The 2,669-nt window shown below is 63.2% G+C and carries 2 protein-coding genes; both read right to left on the bottom strand.

The window, feature by feature from the left end:
- On the bottom strand, nt 1-1,492 hold a 1,492-nt coding region (gene metG, locus EN991_RS31440), incomplete at its 3' end, for a methionine--tRNA ligase (protein ID WP_127370207.1).
- Between the two features lie 90 nt (nt 1,493-1,582).
- Entirely contained in the window at nt 1,583-2,638 is a 1,056-nt protein-coding gene (locus EN991_RS31435; protein ID WP_127370208.1) for a DNA polymerase III subunit delta', read from the bottom strand.
- Between the last annotated feature and the right edge of the window lie 31 nt (nt 2,639-2,669).

Here is a 2,669-nt window from a genome sequence, read left to right as displayed (position 1 = left end):
ACGCAGTGCCGGGCACAAGCGCGTGATCCGCGTGGACATGCACGAAATCGCGGCTCTCCGCCGGCACCGCCAGCAGGTCGAGCAGTTTCGCGGCCGAGCCCGGAGTGAAGGGCTGACACAGCACCGCCACGCGGCGCACGACTTCGGCGGTTGTCCACAGCACCGTTTCCATGCGCGCCGGGTTGGTCTTCTTCAGCGCCCATGGTGCCTCGCCGGCGAAGTAGCGATCGGCTTCCGCCACCACGCCGAAGATCGCTGCCAGCGCCAGATGGATGCCCTGCTCGGCGACCGCCTTGCGCGCGGTGTCGAGCGCGGCGGCGGCCTGATCCAGGATCGCTCTGTCTGCATCCGTCAGCTCGCCGCGCTGCGGCACCACGCCGCCGCAGTTCTTGGCGATCATCGACAGCGAGCGCTGCGCCAGGTTGCCGAGGCCGTTGGCAAGATCGGCATTGGTGCGGTTGACGATCGCGTCATGGCTGTAGCTGCCATCGTTACCGAACGGCACCTCGCGCAGGAAGAAGTAGCGCACCTGGTCGAGACCGTAGTGCTCGACCATCGCGAATGGATCGACGACGTTGCCAACAGATTTCGACATCTTCTCGCCGCGGTTGAACAGGAAGCCATGCGCGAAAACGCGCTTTGGCAACTCGATGCCCGCCGACATCAGAAATGCCGGCCAATAGACCGCATGGAAGCGGACAATGTCCTTGCCGATGATGTGCGTGGCCGGCCAATAGTGCCATTGCTCGGCCTTTGTGTCGGGATAGCCGGCGGCGGTGATGTAGTTGGTCAAGGCGTCGACCCAGACATACATCACATGCTTGTCGTCGCCTGGCACCGGCACGCCCCATTTGAAGGTCGTGCGCGAGATCGACAGATCCTTCAGCCCCGACTTGACGAAGCTGAGCACCTCGTTGCGGCGCTCGGTCGGACCGACAAAGTCGGGCTGTCTCTCATAAAGCGCCAGCAATTTGTCCTGATAGGCGGAAAGCCGGAAGAAATAGCTTTCTTCCTCGTTCCATTCGACCGGCGACCCAAGCGGTTCGCGGCGCACGCCGTCGTCGCCGAGCGTCGTCTCGCTCTCGTCGAAATAGGCTTCCTGGCGCACCGAATACCAGCCGCTATAGCGGTCGAGATAGATGTCGCCATTGGCGGCCATCGCTTTCCAGATCGCCTGACAGGATTCGTAGTGGCGCGGTTCGGTCGTGCGAATGTATTGGTCATTCGAGCCGCCCATCGCCTCGGTCATTGCGCGGAAAATCGCCGAATTGCGGTCGGCCAGCGCCAGTGGCGTTATGCCTTCCTTCTCGGCCGTTTGCTGCATCTTCAGGCCATGCTCGTCGGTGCCGGTCAGGAAGAAGACGTCCTTGCCGTCCAGGCGCTGGAAGCGTGCCAGGGCGTCGGTTGCAATGACCGTATAGGCGTGGCCGATATGCGGCTTGCCGTTCGGATAAAAGATCGGGGTGGTGATGTAGAATTTGTCGCGTGACATGAATGAACCGTCATGAATGTCTGAATGGAAAGGCGCGGCGGTGGATATCGTATCGAGGCAGCATTTGCCATCCCGAACCAGGAAACCCAGTCACATTCGCATTGCAGAATTCAGGCGGTCGATCATGATCAAGGCGTGCTGCTTCTTATCGAGATTGTAAGTATCGGTCTCAGATATAGCGTCCAGCGCCTCATGCCAAGTGTCCGACAGCGTTTTGGCTCGTGCGAGATCGCCAGCCAGTGCTGCCTGACTTGCCGCGTTCGACAACAGGTCTAGCGCCCGGCGGTTGAAGATATCGAACTGGATCGCCTGATCGCGGCCGGCCACGGCTTCGGCGAGGCGGAACGCGCCGCCGACATCGCTCTTTCTCCCGGTGACCAGAGCGTCGAGCGTCGAAGCGATCTCCAGCCCGCCATACTGCGTCAAGAGGATCGCGTTGCGGGCGCTGCCCCCTGCCCGCTCGGCCAGTGCCGCGCGCGCCGCCGGATCCTCAGGCGGCGCCGGCTCGGTCGTTTCCAGCACCGTCATCAGGTCGTCGGCGTCGAGCGGGGTCAATCGCACCACCTGACAGCGCGACCGGATCGTCGGCAGCAGGCTGCCCGGCGCGTGGACAATCAGGATGAACAGCGTCCGTGCCGGCGGCTCTTCAAGATTTTTCAGCAAGGCATTGGCGGCATTGGTGTTCATGTCGTCGGCGGGGTCGACGATGACGACCCGGTAGCTGCCGTCATGCGAGGTTAGCGACAGGAAGCGGCTGACCTTGCGGATCTCATCGACGGTGACGACCGTCTTGAAACTCTTGGTCTTGTCGTTCAGCGGCCGGGTCAGATGCAGCACGGAAGGATGCGCCCCGGTGGCGATCTGGCGAAACAGCGACGACGCCGGATCGGGAGCGGCAAGGCTTTCCGGCGCCTGCGCGAAATCCGGGTGCTTCAGCAGATGATGCGCAAGGTGGAAGGCGAGCGTCGCCTTGCCGATGCCGACTGGCCCGGAAAAGATCAGCGCATGCGGCAGCTTGCCGGCGCGATAGGCGGCGGTGAGCACGCCTGCAGCCTGGCCGTGCCCGACCAGAAGGGGCGTTTCGGAGGGCTCCGGCACGCCGTCGAGCGTGTCGTGCTGCTCGGGTGCGATGCGCTCGAAGATCATGCCGGCGTCGCCTGCCTGTCGCGTGCCGGAG

This window comes from Mesorhizobium sp. M7A.F.Ca.US.005.03.2.1, assembly GCF_003997795.1.
GTDB classification, from domain to species: domain Bacteria; phylum Pseudomonadota; class Alphaproteobacteria; order Rhizobiales; family Rhizobiaceae; genus Mesorhizobium; species Mesorhizobium ciceri.
This window is presented reverse-complemented; position numbering and strand designations above follow the sequence as displayed.